Source organism: Nonomuraea sp. B208, assembly GCF_057536035.1.
The window spans coordinates 758,535-774,362 of the sequence record NZ_BAAJOU010000028.1 but is presented as its reverse complement, the minus strand read 5'-3'; the positions used below and the strand labels follow the sequence as shown (position 1 = coordinate 774,362).

13 protein-coding genes are annotated in these 15,828 nt (G+C 73.3%); 6 read left to right on the top strand and 7 right to left on the bottom strand.

Going from position 1 to position 15,828, the window contains the following annotated elements:
* Positions 1-36: 36 nt before the first annotated feature.
* A complete protein-coding gene (locus AC27IY_RS39885) occupies positions 37-966 on the top strand; it encodes a zinc-binding dehydrogenase (RefSeq protein ID WP_344218444.1) in 930 nt (309 codons plus the stop codon).
* A gap of 139 nt (positions 967-1,105) precedes the next feature.
* Here the strand turns inward: AC27IY_RS39885 and AC27IY_RS39880 are convergent, their stop codons facing one another.
* On the bottom strand, positions 1,106-2,446 hold the full coding sequence (locus AC27IY_RS39880; RefSeq protein WP_423476389.1) for an aminotransferase-like domain-containing protein: 1,341 nt from the start codon (positions 2,444-2,446) through the stop codon (positions 1,106-1,108).
* 90 nt (positions 2,447-2,536) lie between these two features.
* Between AC27IY_RS39880 and AC27IY_RS39875 the strand changes: the two genes are divergently transcribed.
* On the top strand, positions 2,537-3,493 hold the full coding sequence (locus AC27IY_RS39875; RefSeq protein ID WP_487181160.1) for a branched-chain amino acid transaminase: 957 nt from the start codon (positions 2,537-2,539) through the stop codon (positions 3,491-3,493).
* A gap of 133 nt (positions 3,494-3,626) precedes the next feature.
* Positions 3,627-5,699 (top strand): hypothetical protein, encoded by a 2,073-nt coding sequence (locus tag AC27IY_RS39870; RefSeq protein ID WP_487181159.1) that lies wholly within the window; start codon positions 3,627-3,629, stop codon positions 5,697-5,699.
* On the opposite strand, the gene AC27IY_RS39865 is transcribed toward AC27IY_RS39870, so the two are convergent.
* Complete coding sequence (locus AC27IY_RS39865; protein WP_344218436.1) at positions 5,655-6,185, bottom strand: HIT family protein; 531 nt, start codon at positions 6,183-6,185, stop codon at positions 5,655-5,657. The two genes, AC27IY_RS39870 and AC27IY_RS39865, sit on opposite strands and share 45 nt — an antisense overlap.
* A gap of 86 nt (positions 6,186-6,271) precedes the next feature.
* On the opposite strand from AC27IY_RS39865, the gene AC27IY_RS39860 reads away from it, so the two are divergent.
* Positions 6,272-7,000: a PIG-L deacetylase family protein gene (locus AC27IY_RS39860; RefSeq protein WP_344218434.1), complete on the top strand. Its 729-nt coding sequence runs from the start codon at positions 6,272-6,274 to the stop codon at positions 6,998-7,000.
* A gap of 66 nt (positions 7,001-7,066) precedes the next feature.
* Here the strand turns inward: AC27IY_RS39860 and thrS are convergent, their stop codons facing one another.
* From thrS to AC27IY_RS39845, 3 genes are all read right to left on the bottom strand, one after another.
* Positions 7,067-9,031: a threonine--tRNA ligase gene (thrS, locus tag AC27IY_RS39855; protein ID WP_344218432.1), complete on the bottom strand. Its 1,965-nt coding sequence runs from the start codon at positions 9,029-9,031 to the stop codon at positions 7,067-7,069.
* 66 nt (positions 9,032-9,097) lie between these two features.
* On the bottom strand, positions 9,098-9,694 hold the full coding sequence (locus AC27IY_RS39850; protein ID WP_487181158.1) for a glycoside hydrolase family 25 protein: 597 nt from the start codon (positions 9,692-9,694) through the stop codon (positions 9,098-9,100).
* 54 nt (positions 9,695-9,748) lie between these two features.
* Positions 9,749-10,648, bottom strand: coding sequence for a TIGR03564 family F420-dependent LLM class oxidoreductase (locus tag AC27IY_RS39845; protein WP_423450432.1), 900 nt, complete (start codon positions 10,646-10,648; stop codon positions 9,749-9,751).
* A 96-nt stretch (positions 10,649-10,744) separates the two neighbouring features.
* On the opposite strand from AC27IY_RS39845, the gene pgm reads away from it, so the two are divergent.
* Entirely contained in the window at positions 10,745-12,379 is a 1,635-nt protein-coding gene (pgm, locus tag AC27IY_RS39840) for a phosphoglucomutase (alpha-D-glucose-1,6-bisphosphate-dependent) (RefSeq protein WP_487181157.1), read from the top strand.
* Positions 12,380-12,391: 12 nt separating this feature from the next.
* Here pgm and AC27IY_RS39835 read toward each other — a convergent pair whose 3' ends face one another.
* Positions 12,392-13,090 carry a DUF2786 domain-containing protein gene (locus AC27IY_RS39835; protein WP_344218424.1) on the bottom strand — a complete coding sequence of 233 codons (699 nt, stop codon included), beginning with the start codon at positions 13,088-13,090 and terminating at the stop codon, positions 12,392-12,394.
* 24 nt (positions 13,091-13,114) lie between these two features.
* Complete coding sequence (locus AC27IY_RS39830; RefSeq protein ID WP_344218422.1) at positions 13,115-14,353, bottom strand: hypothetical protein; 1,239 nt, start codon at positions 14,351-14,353, stop codon at positions 13,115-13,117.
* Positions 14,354-14,648: 295 nt separating this feature from the next.
* On the opposite strand from AC27IY_RS39830, the gene AC27IY_RS39825 reads away from it, so the two are divergent.
* The gene (locus AC27IY_RS39825; RefSeq protein WP_487181156.1) at positions 14,649-15,824 is read left to right on the top strand and encodes a cytochrome P450; all 1,176 of its coding nucleotides are present in this window, start codon (positions 14,649-14,651) and stop codon (positions 15,822-15,824) included.
* Positions 15,825-15,828: the final 4 nt, after the last annotated feature.

Sequence of the window (15,828 nt, the reverse complement as noted above, 5' to 3'; positions counted from 1 at the left end):
GCTCGGACATCCGTTCGCTCCACGAGGAGATCTCGCATGCGTGCCTTGCTCGTCGACCACTCCACCGCCTCCGGCCTGCGTCTCGGCGAGACCGCCGATCCCGTGCCCGGCCCGCACGAGGCCCTGGTCAGAGTCAGTGCCGTCTCGCTCAACTACGGCGAGGTCAGGCACGGCCTGGCCGGCGCGCCGGACGGCGCGGTGATCGGCTGGGACGCCGCCGGGGTGGTCGAGCGGCCGGCCGCCGACGGCTCAGGCCCCGCCGCGGGCACGCCGGTCGTCACGCTCGGCGGCGACGGCGGCTGGGCCGAGCTGCGGGCCGTGGACACCCGCGCGCTCGGCGTCGTGCCCGAGGGGGCCGACCTCGGCGCGATCAGCACCGTCCCGGTCGCGGGGGCCAGCGCGCTGCGCGCCCTGCGCGTGATCGGGCCGCTGCTCGGCCGGCGCGTGCTGGTCACGGGGGCCACGGGCGGCGTCGGCCGGTACGCGGTGCGGCTCGCCGCGCTCGGCGGCGCGTACGTCGTGGCCTCCACCGGCGACCCGCACGCTCATGGGGACGGGCTGCGGGCGCTGGGCGCGCACGAGGTGGTCGCCGCCCCCGAGCTGGCCTCCGGGGCGCTCGACGGGGTCGTGGACTGCGTGGGCGGGCCGCAGCTCGTGCAGGGCTTCATGAAGCTGGCGCCGCACGGGACGCTGGTCTCGGTCGGCCACTCCGCCGAGGAGCCCGAGGTCTTCCCGCCCGGCGCGTTCTACGGCAACGACGGGCGGCACGGGCGCTCGATCGTCACCTTCTACCTGCTGGACGGGCAGCCGCTGGAAGCGGACCTGACGTGGCTGGCCGCGCGCGTCGCCGACGGCGTCCTCGACCCGCACGTGGCGTGGCGCGGCGGCTGGGACCGAGCCGGCGAGGCCGTGAGCGCGCTGCTGGAGCGCCGCCTGCACGGCAAGGCCGTCCTCGACCTCACCTGACAGCCCGGCCCCCACTGTTGAGGGGCCTCTCAGCTGCCATGCCCGGCCACGACCGGCGAGGGGCTGCTCAACCGCCGTGACCACCACAACCGGCCGGGGCCGCTCAACCGCCGTGGCGGCACCATCCGGCCGGGGCCGCTCAGTCGTCGTGGCCGGAGGTCCAGGCGCGGGTCAGGCCCTCGACCGCCTGGTCCAGGAGTGCCGGCGGGAGGGCGAAGCTGAGCCGCAGGCGGTCGCGGTGCCGGCCGTCCGGCGAGAACAGCGAGCCGGGCGCCACCGCCACCCCCTCCTCCCTCGCCGCCGCCGCGAACCGGTCGGTGTCCGTGCCGGGCAGCCGCGCCCACACCGACAACCCGCCCGCCGGCCGCTCCCACGTCCACTCGGGCAGCCGGGCGGCCAGGGCCGCCGTGAAGTGGTCGCGGCGCCGGGCCAGCTCGGCGAGCCACGGGCCTGGCGGGTTGTGGTCGAGGAGGTCGGCCGCCAGCCGCTGGGCCACCGCGCTGGTCGCCAGGTCGGCGTCCAGCTTGGCGTCCACCAGGCGGGCCAGCAGCGGCTCGGGCGCGGACAGCCAGCCCACCCGCAGCCCGCCCCACAGCACCTTGGACAGGGAGCCGACCGTCACCGTGCCGTACGGATGCAGCGGGGCCAGTGGCGCGGGCGGCGGCGCGCCGTCGTGCACGAGGGCGGCCAGGGTGCGGTCCTCGACGAGCGGCACGTCCGCCGCGGCGGCCAGCTCGGCGGCGGGCCGCAGGTCGGGCAGCGCGCCCGTGGGGTTCTCGACGGCGACGACGTACACGGCGGCGGGCCGGTGCCGGGCGAGTGCGTCCGCCACGGCGGCGGGCGCGGTCAGGTCGACGGGCACGGCGATCGCCCCGGCGCGCCGGAACACGCTGAGCGCGCCCCCGTACGTGGGATCGCCGACCAGGACGCGCTCGCCGGGACGCAGCAGCACCCGCGCGGCCAGGTCGATGCCCTGCTGCGCCCCGGCCGTGACCAGGACCTCTCCCCCACCCTCCGGCCAAGGGCCGGCCGCGCCCCCGCGCAGCAGCGCCCGCAGCCGGGGGTCGCCCATGGCGTCGTAGCCGTGGCCGCTCGGCGAGCGCAGCAGCGCGGCCGGGTCGAGCGACGGCACGACCAGGTGGGACGGATCGGGCACGACCGAGGTGGACAGGTCGGCCACCACCGCCTCGCCCTTCAGCAGGCCGCCGAACGAGGGCGTGCCCAGCACGTACGTGCCGCTCCCGTGCCGCCGCTCGCACAGCCCCTCCTCGCACAGGGCGTTGAACGCGGCCGCCACCGTGCCCCGGCTGACGCCGACCGCCTGGGCCAGGTCGCGTTCGGAGGGCAGGCGGTCGCCGGGGGCCAGGGCGCCGGTCTGCGCCAGGTCGGCCAGCGCGCCGGCGAGCCTGCGGCTGGGGGTGCCCCGGTGCAGGCGCAGCCGGTCGCGGACGAGTGTGACGAGATTGTCATCCCTTCCCATGCCACTAGTATCCCGCTACTGTGCCACTCATTAGCCAATTGGCCCATATATCCCGCAAACATGCGGCCAATCAGGAAGAGGGTGGGCACAGTGCGCGAAGCCACGTACATCTGGATGGACGGGGAGCTGGTCCCCTGGGGTGAGGCCCGCGTGCACGTGCTGACGCACGCCCTGCACTACGGCACCGCCGTCTTCGAGGGCACCCGCGTGTTCACGACGCCGGACGGGCCGGCGGTGTTCCGGCTGGAGGACCACCTGGCGCGGCTCGTGCGCAGCGCGCGGATGATCGGGCTCGCGCTGCCGTACTCGGTGGACGAGCTGCGCGCCGCCACCCTGGAGACCGTCGCCGCCAACAGCCACGCCGCCTGCTACATCAGGCACCTGGCCCACCGGGGCCACGGCGAGATGGGCATCGCCGCGCGCCGGTGCCCGACCGTCGTCTCCGTCGCGACCTGGGAGTGGCCGCCGCTGCTCGGCACCTCGGGCGTACGGCTCATGACCAGCTCCTGGCGGCGCAACGACCACCGGGTCGTCCCGGTCGCGGCCAAGGCCACCGGCCCCTACCTCAACTCCGTCCTCGCCAAGGACGAGGCCATGGCCGCCGGCTACGACGAGGCCGTGCTGCTCAACGCCGCCGGGTACGTCAGCGAGTGCACCGGCGCCAACCTCTTCGTGGTGCGCGACGGGCGGCTGCTCACGCCGCCGCCCGGCGCGGGGGCGCTCGACGGCATCACCCAGGACACCCTCGAACGGCTCGCCGCCGACCTGGGCGTCCCGGCCGTCCGCCAGGACCTGATGCGGACCGACCTGTACGCCGCCGACGAGATCCTCCTGTGCGGCACCGGCGCCGGGGTCGTGCACGTCAGCGCCGTGGACGGGCGCGAGCTCGGCGGCCCCGGGCCGGTCACGGAGAGGCTCGCGGACGCGTACGACGCCGTCACCCACGGCCGCGACGACCGTCATCGTCACTGGCTGACCCCGGTGCCCGCGTCCGGCGGCCTGGCCCGCCCGCACGACCCGGCCTCCGACCTGGTGCCGCGTGCTTGATCCCGCGTGCGCGTTACCGGCTCGCGGTGGGGCCGCGGCATGAGAGGGTAGTCGCGTCCGACGGCGCGGCCTCCACCGGCCCCTCGTGCGCCGGTGGCACGACGCCCCAACCGAGTCGCGGGAGGTCTTCGAGGTGAGGCGCGCGCTGATCGTGCTGGCCGTACTGACCGGCCAGCTCATGACTGGCCAAGGGCCGGCCGCCGCCGCGGCGCCCCCCGCCGCCGCGCAGCGGGTGGCGTTGATCGGGGTGCCCGCGCTGCACTGGAACGACCTCAGCCCCGCCGACACCCCCCACCTGTGGGCGCTGGCCGGATCGAGCGCGATCGGCTCCCTGTCGGTCCGCACGGTCGGCAACGTGACCTGCCCCTATGACGGCTGGCTGACCGTCTCGGCGGGCACCAGGTCGGCGGCCGGCTACGGCTGCGGCGCGCCCCCGGCCCCCGAGCAGCAGGGCGAGGGCGCGGTCATCCCCGGCTACCACTACCTCATCGACACGGCGGGCAACCGCGAGGCCGGCAACCTGGGCGAGGCGCTGAAGGCGGCCGGGCAGTGCTCGCTCGCGATCGGCCCCGGCGCGGCCCTCGCGCTCGCCGACCGCGAGGGCCGGGTCCCGCGCTACCACGCCTCCCCCGCGCAGCTCGCCGCCGGCGACCTCGAACGGTGCCGGCTGACCATCATGGACGTCGACGACCTCGTGAGCCCCTACCTCACCGGCGACCGCCTGCCCGCGACGCCCGAGCAGCTCGCCCCCGCCCGGCGGCGCGAGGCGGCGCGGCTGGCCGACGCCAAGGCCGGCGCGCTGCTGGCGGCCCTGCCCGCCGGGACGACCGTGCTGCTCGCCGGGCTCTCCGACCACGGCTCGGTGCCTCACCTGCGGGTGGCCGCCCTGCACGCCCCGGGCATGGAGGGCCGGCTGCTCGGCGCCGCCTCCACCCACCGCGACGACATCTCGATCCTGCCCGACCTGACCGCCACCGTGCTGACCGAGCTGGGCGTGCCCGTGCCCGCCACCGTGGTGGGCGTGCCGATGCGGGCGGGCGAGGGCGGCGCGACGATCGAGGCGATGGCCCGCGCCGACGCGACCGCGCAGACGATGCGCTCGGCCAAGGGCCAGTACTTCACCACGCTGGCCGTCCTGCAGGTGCTGTTCTACGTGCTGGCGTTCGTGCTGCTGCGCCGCCGCAGGCGGCTGCCCCTGGTGCGGGTGGCGGCGGTGGGCCTCGCGGCGCTGCCGGTCACCACGTTCCTGGTCAACCTGCTGCCGTGGACCACGCATCTGGAGCTGTTCGGCTGGATGCTGGCCTGGTGGGCGGTGATCGTCGCGCTGGCGCTGGGCGGGCCGTGGCGCAGGCGCCCGCTCGGCCCGCTGGCGGTGGTGGCCGGGGTCACGGCGCTCACGCTCGCCGGCGACCTGCTGACCGGCACCACGCTCCAGCTCAACAGCTTCATGGGCTACAGCGCCGAGCAGGGCGCCCGCTACTTCGGGCTCGGCAACATCCCGTTCGCGCTGTTCGCCACCGGCACCCTGCTCACCACCACCGCGATCGCGCACCGCTGGCCGGGCCGGATCGGGCTGGCCGCGATCGTCGGCCTCGGGGCGGGGGCCATGGTGCTCGGCGGGTCGGGGCTGGGCAGCGACTTCGGCGGCGTGATCGCGTTCGTGCCGGGCATCGCGGTGACCGCGCTCGTGCTGACGGGCAAGCGGGTGTCGCTGGTGAAGCTGGGGCTGTTCTGCGTGGCCGGCGGGGTGATCGTGATGACGTTCGCCTGGCTCAACTATCTCAAGCCGCCGAACGAGCAGACCCATCTGGGCCGGTTCGTCGGCCAGGTGCTGACCGGCGAGGCGTTCGACGTCATCTGGCGCAAGCTGCAGGCGATGCTGGCCACGCTGCTCAGCCCCAACCTCATGCCGATCGTGATCGTGGCCGTGGCCTTCCTGGTGTACGCGATCCTGCGCCCCGACCAGGCCTCGGCCGGGGTGGTGCCGGCGGCCTTCGAGCACTCGCCCGCGCTACGGGCCGGGCTGATCGGCACGATGGTCGCCGGCGTGGTCGGCATGCTGGTCAACGACTCAGGGGCGGCGGTGCTGTCCATGGCGCTGGCCCTGGCGGTGCCGCTGCTGCTGGCCACCGGCATCGGGGTGCTGGTGCGGCGGGAGGAGTCAGCCCCAGGCGTCGGCGAGCAGCTGGCGGGTGTCGCGAAGTAGCTGCGGCAGCACCTTCGTCTGGGCGACGACCGGCATGAAGTTGGTGTCGCCGCCCCACCGGGGCACCACGTGCTGGTGCAGGTGGGCGGCGATGCCCGCGCCGGCGACGTGGCCGAGGTTCATGCCCACGTTGAAGCCCTGGGCGCCGCTGGCCTTGCGCAGCGCGCGCAGCGCCTTCTGGGTGAACTCGCCCAGCTCCACCAGCTCGGCGGGGGTCAGCTCGTCGTAGTCGGAGACGTGCCGGTAGGGCACCACCATGAGGTGGCCGGAGTTGTACGGATAGAGGTTGAGCACCGCGTAGACGCTCTCCCCCCGGGCCACGACCAGGCCGTCCTCGTCGCTCATCTCGGGGATGGCGTCGAACGGGCACCCGTCGCCCGGGCCGGTGCCCGTCGGCTTGTTCTCACCCTTGATGTACGCCATCCGATGCGGGGTCCAGAGACGGTCGAAGTTGTCCGGGGCCCCGGCCCCTGCCTGATCGTGCATATCTAGCAGCATAGGACCCCGGGCGGACCGGGTCTCAGGCCGCTCGCGCGGAGCAAGGCCGGACCGCACCGCCCTAGGGTGTGGGGATGACCACGAACGATCAGCTTGAGCCCATGCCCGGCGACTGGCGGCGTGCCCTGGCCATCGTCGCCCACCCCGACGACCTGGAGTACGGCTGCGCCGCCGCCGTGGCCGTCTGGACCGACGCCGGCCGCGAGGTCACGTACGTGATGGTCAGCAGCGGTGAGGCGGGCATCGACACCCTGGACCCCGCCGAGAGCGGGCCGCTGCGCGAGCGGGAGGAACTGGCGGGCGCCGCCGTGGTGGGCGTGCGCGAGGTGGAGTTCCTCGGCCATCCTGACGGGGTCATCGAGTACGGCGTCGCCCTGCGCCGCGACCTGGCCGCCGCGATCCGCCGGCACCGCCCCGAGCTGGTGATCACGCTCAACCCGGACGACACGTGGGGCGGCACGTACTGGAACACCCCGGACCACCGGGCGGTCGGCAGGGCCGTGCTGGACGCGGCCGGGGACGCCGGCAACCGGTGGATCTTCCCCGACACCGACGCCGAGCCGTGGAACGGCGTGCGCTGGGTCGCCGTCGCCGGCACCGACACGCCCACCCACGCCGTGGACGTCACCGACGGCCTGGAGCGGGGCGTGCGCTCGCTCCTGGCGCACCGCGCCTACATCGAGGCGCTGACCGATGAGGACCCCGAGAAGTACGCCCGCGACCTCATCGAGGGCCAGGCGCGGGAGGCGGCCGGGCGCTTCGGCGGCCGGCCCGCCGTGACCTTCCGCCTGTTCCCCAGGTGACGAGCACGGACGGGGGGCGGAGCCGCCTGGCTCCGCCCCCCGTCCGTCAGCTCAGTCGCCTGTATGTCAGACCTGGACGCGCTGCTCCACCGCGCGGACGATCTCGGTGATCGCCTGCTCGACCGGCACGCCGTTGTTCTGCTCGCCGCTGCGGTAGCGGAAGGAGACCGCGCCGCTCGCGATGTCGTCGTCGCCGGCCAGCAGCATGAACGGCACCTTGGCCTTCTGCGCGTTGCGGATCTTCTTCTGCATGCGGTCGTCGGCCGTGTCGACCTCGACCCGGATGCCGTGCTCGCGCAGCTTCTTGGCGACGTCCTGCAGGTAGGGGACGTGGGCCTCGGCGATCGGGATGCCCACCACCTGCACCGGCGCGAGCCAGGGCGGGAAGGCGCCGGCGTAGTGCTCGGTGAGCACGCCGAGGAAGCGCTCGACGGAGCCGAACAGCGCCCGGTGGATCATGACGGGCGTCTGCCGGGAGCCGTCGGCCGCCTGGTATTCGAGCCCGAACCGCTTGGGCTGGTTGAGGTCGAGCTGGATGGTGGACAGCTGCCAGGTGCGGCCGATGGCGTCCTTGGCCTGGACGGAGATCTTCGGGCCGTAGAAGGCCGCGCCGCCCGGGTCGTCCTTGAGCGTGAGCCCGGACTCGGTGGCCACCTGGCGCAGCGCCTCGGTGGCCTCCTCCCACTCGGCCGGGTCGCCGATGAACTTCTCGGAGTCGTCGCGGGTGGACAGCTCCAGGTAGAAGTCCTCGAGGCCGAAGTCGCGCAGCACGCTCAGCACGAACCGCAGCAGCGACTGGATCTCCTCGGCCATCTGCTCGCGGGTGGTGTAGATGTGCGCGTCGTCCTGCGTCATGCCGCGCACCCGGGTGAGGCCGTGGACGACGCCGGACTTCTCGTAGCGGTAGACGGAGCCGAACTCGCACAGCCGCAGCGGCAGCTCACGGTAGGAACGGCCACGCGCACGGAAGATGAGGTTGTGCATCGGGCAGTTCATCGGCTTGACGCGGTATTCGACGCCCTCCAGCTCGAAGGCCGGGAACATGTCGTCGGCGTACCACGGCAGGTGGCCGGAGGTCTCGAACAGCGACGACTTGGTGATGTGCGGCGTGTTGACGAACTCGTAGCCCGCCTCGGCCTGCCGCCGGCGCATGTAGTCTTCCATCTCCTTGCGGATGATGCCGCCCTTGGGGTGGAAGATCGGCAGGCCGCTGCCCAGCTCGGGCGGGAAGCTGAACAGGTCGAGCTCGGCGCCCAGCTTGCGGTGGTCGCGCTTCTCGGCCTCCTCCAGCAGCTTGAGGTATTCGTCCTGCTTGTCGCGGGACTCCCATGCGGTGCCGTAGATGCGCTGGAGCTGCGGGTTCTTCTCGCTGCCCCGCCAGTAGGCGCCGCCCGAGCGCATGAGCTTGAAGGCCGGGATGGACCGGGTGGACGGCACGTGCGGGCCGCGGCAGAGGTCCTTCCAGCGCAGCTCGCCGCTCTTGGCGTCGAGGTTGTCGTAGATGGTGAGCTGTCCCGCGCCGACCTCGACCGACTCCTCGTCGGCGGCGCCGCCCTTGAGCCCGATGAGCTCCAGCTTGTAGGGCTCGCCGGCCAGCTCGGCCCGCGCCTCGTCGTCGCCGACCGGCCGCCGGGAGAACAGCTGCCCCTCCTTGACGATCTCGCGCATGCGCTTCTCGATGCGCTTGAGGTCGTCGGGGTTGAACGCCTGGGCGACGTCGAAGTCGTAGTAGAAGCCGTTGTCGACGGGCGGCCCGATGCCCAGCTTGGCCTCGGGGAACAGCTCCTGCACCGCCTGCGCCATGACGTGCGCGGTGGAGTGGCGGACGATCGCCCTGCCCTCTTCGCTGGAGACCTCGATCGGCTCGACCACGTCGCCGTCGGCGAGCTCGTGGGCCAGGTCGCGGGCCTCGCCGTTGACCTTGGCCGCGATGACCGTGCGGCCGTCGGCCTCCAGCGCGGCGCCGGCCGTCGTGCCGGCCGCCACCACACGCTCGGCTCCGGCGAGGGTGATGTGTAGCTCGGCTGACACGGTGACTCCTTGAGGTCGCGCGCCCGGCGCCCGGCACCGGGGCTGCTTCGGTGACGAACAACGATGCTATCGCGGGTGAAACCCCAGCTTTGTCAGGTCCTTCCGGGTGCCGTGGAAGACGTTGCGGTCCACGGGGCTCTGGGCGTACTGGTGGATGGTCCAGTCGTTCCAGGGCCTCGGGACGGCGGGGCGGCCGCGGGCGTGTTCGGGGCCGGCGATCCAGAGGGGATGTTCGCCGAGGCCGGCGCAGTGCCCGGAGTTCGCGAAGGAGTGGAAGGTGTAGATGAAGGGGCGCACGCCGGTGCTGCGCTCGACGTGGTGGCACCAGCGGCGGGCGTAACGCGCGACCTGCTCGGGGCGCAGGCCGTCGCCGGTCTCCAGGTCGAGCGCGATCAGGTCGCCGCGGCGCAGCCCGCCGGCCGACCTGATCGTGGCCAGGAAGTGGCGGGCGTGCTGGACGGGGTCGCCCTTGGGGCGGGCGAAGTGGTACGCGCCGCAGACGAGCCAGCTCTCCCGCATGCCGTTCCAGTTGCGCGCGAACCACTTGTCGGTCCAGTCGCCGCCCTCGGTCGCCTTGGCGAAGGCGAACGCCACGCCCGCCTCGGCGTGACCGGGCCAGTTGACCGAGCCCTGCCAGTTCGACACGTCTATGCCCTGCAGCACGCCCTTCACCTTGCCAAACTCCACCTTGCCAAAACTAGGGGGATCTCTCCCGCCTCAGCCCTTCGCCGCGCCGGTCAGCAGGCTCCGCGTGCGTTCCCGCTCGGCGAAGACGGAGCCGACGAAGTCGGTGACCCCGGCCCGCTCCAGCTCTTCGAGCTTGGCCAGCACGGTCTTCTCGTCGCCCACGAGGGCGATGTCGCCGGGGTTCGCGGCGCCCTCCCGGTCGAGCATGGCGCGGTAGGAGGGCAGCTGCCCGTAGATCTTGAAGATCTCGTTGGCGCGGGCGACGGCGCCCTCGGGGTCGTCGGTGACGCAGACGGGCAGCGCGCACACGACGCGCGGCTCCTCCCTCCCCGCCTCGGCCGCGGCGGCCCTGATGGTCGGCACGATGTGCTCGGCGACGGTCTTCGGGCCGGTCATCCACAGGACGGTGCCGTCGGCGACGGTACCGGCCATCTTGAGCATGCGCGGGCCGAGCGCGGCCACCAGCACGGGGAAGCCGGCGCCCGGGGTGCTCAGTTTGATGTCGGCCTTCAGCGTCTCGCCCTGGTAGCGCACGTGCTCGCCGCGGCTGGCCGGCACGAGGACGTCCAGATACTCCTTCATGTGCCGGCCGGGCCGCTCGAAGCTGTAGCCGAACATGTTCTCGATGACGATCTGGTGCGACAGCCCGAGGCCGAGCGCGAAGCGGCCGCCGAGCGCGGCGTTGGCGGTCATGGCCTGCTGGGCCAGCGCGGCCGGGTGGCGCGGGTAGGTGGGCACCACGGCGGTGCCGAGCTCCAGGGGCGGCGCCTGCACGCCGGCCGCGACCAGGGCGGTGATCGCGTCGAGGCCGAAGATGTGGGACAGCCAGGCCGAGCTGAAGCCGTCCTCGGCGGCCTGGGTGATCTGGTCGCGAAGGCCGCCGATGGGGTCGGCGCCCGTGGGCTCGTTGAGGAAGTACCCGTAACGCATCGAACAGAACTCCATTCTGGTTGCTGACGTGAATGTACTTCGCACACCCCGACTCGGTCACCCGCCGCGCCGGGCCCCGTTTGTAAAGTGGCCTGCATGACCCACGAACGCGCCGGACAGCCCGCTCAGCCCGCCGACCTGGTCGACGTCCCCCGGCTGGTGACGTCCTACTACGCCCTGCGCCCCGATCCTGACCAGGCCGGGCAGCGGGTCTCGTTCGGCACCTCGGGGCACCGGGGGTCGGCGCTCGGCGCGGCCTTCAACGAGGGCCACATCCTGGCCACCAGCCAGGCCATCTGCGAATACCGCCGCGAGCAGGGCACCGACGGGCCGCTGTTCCTGGGCATCGACACGCACGCGCTGTCGGAGCCCGCGCGGGTGTCGGCGCTGGAGGTGTTCGCGGCCAACGACGTGGACGTGCTCATCGACACGCGCGACGGCTACACGCCGACGCCCGCCGTCTCGCACGCCATCCTGCGCCACAACCAGGGGCGCACCTCCGGGCTCGCCGACGGGGTCGTGGTCACGCCGTCGCACAACCCGCCGGCCGACGGCGGGTTCAAGTACAACCCGCCGAACGGCGGCCCCGCCGGCACCGACGCCACCGGCTGGATCCAGGACCGCGCCAACCGGCTGCTGGCCGACGGGCTCAAGGAGGTCAGGCGGGTGCCCTACAGCCGCGCCCTGGAGCGGGCCGGCCGGTACGACTTCCTCGGCACGTACGTGGACGACCTGCCCTCCGTGCTCGACCTCGACGCGATCAGGGCGGCCGGGGTGCGCATCGGGGCCGACCCGCTGGGCGGGGCGAGCGTGGCCTACTGGGGGGAGATCGCCGAGCGGCACCGGCTCGACCTGACCGTGGTCAACCCGCTGGTGGACCCGACGTGGCGGTTCATGACGCTCGACTGGGACGGCAAGATCCGGATGGACTGCTCGTCGCCGTACGCGATGGCCTCGCTCATCTCCGGCCGCGACCGCTACGACATCGCCACGGGCAACGACGCCGACGCCGACCGCCACGGCGTCGTCACCCCCGACGGCGGCCTGATGAACCCCAACCACTACCTCGCGGTCGCCATCTCCTACCTCTACGCGCACCGCGACGGCTGGCCGGCCGACGCCGGGATCGGCAAGACCATGGTGAGCAGCGGCATCATCGACCGGGTCGCCGAGTCCCTGGGCCGGCGGCTGTACGAGGTGCCGGTGGGCTTCAAGTGGTTCGTGCCGGGGCTGCTGGACGGCTCGCTCGGCTTCGGCGGCGAGGAGAGCGCGGGGGCGTCGTTCCTGCGCAGGGACGGCTCGGTGTGGTCCACCGACAAGGACGGCATCATCCTCGCGCTGCTCGCCTCCGAGATCCTGGCGGTCACCGGCAGGTCGCCGAGCGCCCACTACGCCGATCTGGTGGGGCGCTTCGGCGAGCCGGCGTACGCGCGGGTGGACGCCCCCGCCACCCGCGAGGAGAAGGCGGTGCTCGGCAAGCTGTCGGCCGCGCAGGTGACGGCGTCGTCGCTGGCCGGCGAGGAGATCACCGCCGTGCAGACGTCGGCGCCCGGCAACGGCGCGGCGCTCGGCGGGGTCAAGGTCTCGACCGAGCACGCCTGGTTCGCGGCCCGGCCGTCCGGCACCGAGGACGTCTACAAGATCTACGCCGAGTCCTTCCGCGGCCCCGACCACCTGGCGAAGGTCCAGGAGGAGGCCCGTTCGCTGGTCTCCGCCGCGCTGGCCGGCTGACCTGCGCCGGGGTCAGGTCAGCTCGCGGGCGGCGGGCGACGCCATGCCGGTGCGGCCGAGGTCGGCGTGGCGGGCGGCGGCGACGCCGTCGCGGTAGCCGGTGCCGCTGGTGCGCGGGACGCTCATCCTGACGCGCGGGTAGTGCGCGGCCACGGCGCGCTCCACCTCGGCGCGGCGGTCGGCGAGGACGAGCGCGGTCCCCGTGCCGGCCGCCACCGCGTCGGACTCGGCGCCCGCCTCGGCCGCGCACAGCAGCCGGTAGACCTCGTCGGTGAAGCCGATCAGCCAGGAGCGCCGGTAGGCGCGCGGCGAGACGGCGTCGCCGGGCGGCCGGACGCGGGCCAGCCCCGAGGCCATCTGCAGCAGCAGGGACGTGGCCAGCAGGTCGGCGCGTTCCAGGTCGGCGGCGAAGCCGAAGACGTGCACGCGCTGGCCGTCGTCGCCGCGCCCGATGAGCAGCGGGCGGCAGCGCACCGCCTGGGCGACCAGGCTGACGAGCCTGGCCTTCTCCCTCGCCCAGGGTGCGGGCAGGGTGACGACGCGGTCGCCGGGCGTCTCACGGTCGGCCCCCGGCGGCAGCGCGTCGATGCCGTGCTTGGCCATGAGCGCCGAGGCCGCCGCCATGAACGTGGCCCGCTCGTGCTCGTTGTCGGTGCGCTCGGCCTTGGCCAGGAGCTTCCTGACGCGTTCGAGTGTGCGCTGCTCGCGCAAGTGCCGCCCCCCGGGTGCCGCCGCTCAGTGCTTGGCGAGCACCCGCCCGTCGGCCCCGAGTGCGGGGAAGGCGCCCGTGTCCACGATGCCGTGCTGCTGGAACAGCGCCTCGATGAGGGCGTGTGCCTGCGGCTCCAGCTTCCACAGGGCACGATACTCGCGCGCGGTGGCCAGCGAGATGCCGATCTCCTGGGCGATGTCCACGGTGCGCGGCACGATGCCCTTGGCGATCTGCCGGTCCCAGTAGTCGCGGGCGGCCCGCTGCCGGGCGGCGCGCTCGGCGGTGGACAGCACCTGCGGGGTGGTGTCGAGCACCTCGACGTCCTCGTCCTCGTCGTCCACGAGGTCGGCCAGCGCGGGCGGCAGCGCCGGGCGGGCGGGCACCGGGTGCCGCTCGGCGTCGTGCTCCCACGGCACGCGCGGGTCGGCGTCGATGAGGGCGCTGGTGTTGTAGAGCGCGGCGATCTGGGCGAGCAGGGCCTCCTGGCGGGCCGGGTCGACGGCCAGCCCGGTGTGCTCGACGGCCTGGTCCATCGCCTTGTCGAGCCTGGCGAGGGCGGCGCGCATCTTGCGCTCCGGCGCGCCGGCCTCGCGCAGCGCCTTGGCCTTCTTCGCGGCCAGCGCGACGCGGGTGAGCCTGCGGTGGGCGTCCACCTCGCTGGCCGTGCGGTCGCTGACCTCGGCCAGGCCGAGCCGGACGAGCAGCCGCTCGGGGGTGAGCCGCCAGTTGATGCGGCCGGTGCCGCGGATGCGGTGGCGTTCGATGGCCATGCCGCGCTCCCACAGCCAGGCGGCGACCAGCGGCGCGGCGAGCCGGAAGACGGCCTCGGGCAGGCTGCGCGCGTCCATGGACGACAGGACGGCGGTCAGGCAGGTCAGCGCCCAGACGGCGATGCCGTCGATGCCGGCGGAGAAGTTCTCGCGCATGTTGCGGCGGGCGCGTACGGCCGAGGTGATGATGGCGACCTCGATGAAGGCGAACAGGAGTAACCGCAGCGGCCCGTCCAGCCCCAGCACGTCTCCGGAGAAGCGCCACATGCCCTGGGCCGACACGCCGGTCGCGATGGAGGCGGCCACGATGGTCAGCACGTCCTCGATGGGGCGCGGGGCGACGTATCTGGCGAACAGCCAGGCGAGGGCTCTCCAGGCGACCCTGATCACCAGGAACGCGAGCGCCAGCCCGAGGAGGCTGAGCAGGGCGATGACCGCGGTGGCGACCGGTTTCTCGTTGACGAAGGCGGTGAATTCCTCGAATGTCGGCATCAGTCACTATCCGTGGGGGGCGTTAACTCCGGCTCTATGCGACGAGATCATCGCAGAAGGTCGCCAATCTGTACGCCAAACCCCGGCTGCCGTCCCAGTTTGCCCCGCTTTCCCAGGGTCACCTCCCCTGTCCCGGTCCGCCCGCCGGAGGACGGCGGAGCCGAACGGGAGGTCGCCCGGCGGGGTGAGGGGTAAATTCGTCCTTTCGGAGGGGCCCGGCAGGCTCTCCAGGTGGGACCATCTATCGAGGGATTTATCCCTAGATAGTGCGCTATATCCCAGCAGGACGGACACGATGGCAGACAATGAGTTCCCGCTCGTCCAGTTCATGCGCGACGGCTTCGACCCCGTGGGCGAGCTCGGCCGCATCAGGAACGAGCATCCGGTCTATCCCATGCAGATCCCAGGCGACCAGACGGTGTACCTCGTCACCCGCTGGGAGGACGTCCGCACGGTGCTCGGCGACCACGAACGCTTCAGCAACGACTTCGCGGGCGTCATCGGCCTCGGCTCCAACCAGGAGGACCCGGGCGGTCTGGGCTTCCGTGACCCGCCCGAGCACACCCGGCTGCGCAAGTTCCTGACCCCCGAGTTCACCGTGCGGCGGCTGCGCAGGATGGAGCCGCGCATCGAGGCCCTGGTCGAGGAGGCGCTCGACCGCATCGAGGCCAAGGGCGCCGAGAGCAGGCCGGTCGACCTGTTCGAGGAGTTCGCGCTGCCGATCCCGTCGCTGGTGGTGTGCGAGCTGCTGGGCGTCCCGTACGAGGAGCGGGCCGACTTCGTCAAGATCAGCAAGGACCGCTTCGACTTCACCGCCGGGCCCGAGGCGTCGCTGCAGGCGATCAACGACGCGATGGCCTACCTCGTCGAGCTGGTCGCCAGGGAACGGCTCAACCCCGGCGAGGGCCTGCTCGGCCAGCTCCTGCGCGAGCACGGAGACGAGCTCGACGACCGCACGCTCGCCAGCATGGCCGACGGCCTGCTGACCGGCGGCCACGACACCAGCACCAGCATGCTCGCCCTCGGCACGCTCTGGCTGCTGGAGCACCCGGAGCAGGCCGCGAAGGTGCGCGAGGTCGACGGCCACGTCAACGACGTCGTCGAGGAGCTGCTGCGCTACATGTCCGTGGTGCAGGTGGCCTTCCCGCGCTTCGCCCGCGACGACCTGGAGCTGCACGGCGTACCGATCAAGAAGGGCGAGATGGTGCTGTGCTCGCTCATCGGCGCCAACCGCGACCCGGGCGCGCTCGGCGCGGACGCCGACGAGATCCGGCCCGGCCGCGACGGCTCCCACATGGCCTTCGGCCACGGCATCCACCGCTGCATCGGCGCGCCGCTGGCGCAGATGGAGATGCGCATCGCCTTCCCCGCCCTGCTGCGCCGCTTCCCGACGCTCCAGGTGGCGGGCGAGGTGACGTTCAGGGAGCTCGCCATCGTCTACGGGCTCAAGACGCTACCCGTGACCTGGTAGACGG

Excerpts from the sequence above, each read along its gene's own strand:
- AC27IY_RS39885 (WP_344218444.1), top strand. The coding sequence starts at position 37 with ATGCGTGCCTTGCTCGTCGACCACTCCACCGCCTCCGGCCTGCGTCTC.
- AC27IY_RS39880 (WP_423476389.1), bottom strand. The coding sequence starts at position 2,446 with ATGGGAAGGGATGACAATCTCGTCACACTCGTCCGCGACCGGCTGCGC.
- AC27IY_RS39865 (WP_344218436.1), bottom strand. The coding sequence starts at position 6,185 with ATGCACGATCAGGCAGGGGCCGGGGCCCCGGACAACTTCGACCGTCTC.
- AC27IY_RS39860 (WP_344218434.1), top strand. The coding sequence starts at position 6,272 with ATGACCACGAACGATCAGCTTGAGCCCATGCCCGGCGACTGGCGGCGT.
- AC27IY_RS39845 (WP_423450432.1), bottom strand. The coding sequence starts at position 10,648 with ATGCGTTACGGGTACTTCCTCAACGAGCCCACGGGCGCCGACCCCATC.
- pgm (WP_487181157.1), top strand. The coding sequence starts at position 10,745 with ATGACCCACGAACGCGCCGGACAGCCCGCTCAGCCCGCCGACCTGGTC.
- AC27IY_RS39830 (WP_344218422.1), bottom strand. The coding sequence starts at position 14,353 with ATGCCGACATTCGAGGAATTCACCGCCTTCGTCAACGAGAAACCGGTC.
- AC27IY_RS39825 (WP_487181156.1), top strand. The coding sequence starts at position 14,649 with ATGGCAGACAATGAGTTCCCGCTCGTCCAGTTCATGCGCGACGGCTTC.